Origin of the sequence: Ornithinimicrobium sp., from assembly GCF_030537745.1 — a bacterium.
GTDB lineage: Bacteria > Actinomycetota > Actinomycetes > Actinomycetales > Dermatophilaceae > Ornithinicoccus.
In genome coordinates, this window is sequence record NZ_JAUNVI010000021.1 from 41837 (window position 1) to 43019 (window position 1183).

The window sequence follows — 1183 nt, forward strand, 5'->3', positions numbered from 1 at the left end:
CTCCCCCTCGCGCCCCATCATGCGCTCCATCCTCGATGGGGATACGACAGACCCGTCGTCGGCCAGGGTGATGTCGGAGACGACCATCACCCGCTCACGGTCGACGGCCGGCGGGTCGTCTTCTAGGACGACGATGGCGCCGTAGAGGCCAGCGAACAACTGGTCGGCCACGGTGCCGTGGTGGTGAGGGTGATACCAGTACACCCCCGTCGGGTGGTCAGCCGGCAGCCGGTACTCGTACTGGCGCCTCTGCCCGGGCTCCACGGCGACGAAGACGTTGTCGCCCGCTCCCTCTGGCGTCACGTGCAGGCCGTGCACGTGCAGGTTGGTGACCTGGTCCAGCTGGTTGTCCAGCTCGATCCGCAGCGTGTCTCCTGGCCGCAGCCGCAGCGTTGGGCCTGGGACGCCGCCGTTGTACCCCATGGTGCGAGTCGGCCGTCCGGCGACGTCGTGCGTGTCGCGCCTGGCTTGTAGTTGCACCTGCAACTGGCCGTCGCTGCTAGTGAGCGTCTCAGGCTCGATCAGTTCACCCGCGCCAGACGCGCCAGACGCGCCCGCCCCAGGGTCCGACAGCTCGCGCCACAGACCGATGCCACCAATGAGGGCCCCGGCCAGTCCTGCACCACCCATCGTCAGTGCCGTGCGCCGGCTGATCGGCTTCACGTAGCCTCTTCCCGCTCGGACAGCGCAGCGCGACGGCGCTCGTACTCCTGCGTGGTGAGTTCCCCCGCCATGTGACGCTCCTCGAGGACCATCTGGGCGCGGGAGGACACCGGCCGACCCGCAGCGCCGGATCGGGGGGCCTCGTCACTCAGGCCGCCCGCTAGCACCCGCACGAGAGTGGCGACCAGCAGTGCCAGGCCCGCGACGAGAAGCATGGTCCAGATCCAGATCATGGCCTTTGCTCCATCCGCTCGATCTCCGTTCCTGGGAGCGACTCCCGCTCCGCGAGGGTCTCCATCCTGAGAACTATCATCTACCTCCATCACGGTGCCCGTGGGCGCAGCACCTCCACCCGCATGTCCGCAACCTCGCGTAAGACTGCGGTTGACCCCGTTGGGCGGACATCGGTTAAGCGGCTTTCTCTGCCGCTGTGGCGAGCCGGTCCTCGAAGGCTACCGGTGTGATTTGGTCGAGCGCGGAGTGGCGCCGGCGGCGGTTGTAGATGGTCTCGATCCAGGTG

Annotated in this window: 2 protein-coding genes; both read right to left on the reverse strand. The window is 68.0% G+C overall.

Features of this window, described 5'->3' with window-relative positions; all coding sequences use genetic code 11:
* Nucleotides 1-663, reverse strand: a 663-nt coding sequence (locus Q4P07_RS06570) for a multicopper oxidase domain-containing protein (RefSeq protein ID WP_303374106.1), incomplete at its 3' end; no start/stop codon positions are given.
* A complete protein-coding gene (locus tag Q4P07_RS06575) occupies nucleotides 660-896 on the reverse strand; it encodes an SHOCT domain-containing protein (RefSeq protein ID WP_303374107.1) in 237 nt (78 codons plus the stop codon). The genes Q4P07_RS06575 and Q4P07_RS06570, both read right to left, overlap by 4 nt.
* Nucleotides 897-1183 lie beyond the last annotated feature (287 nt).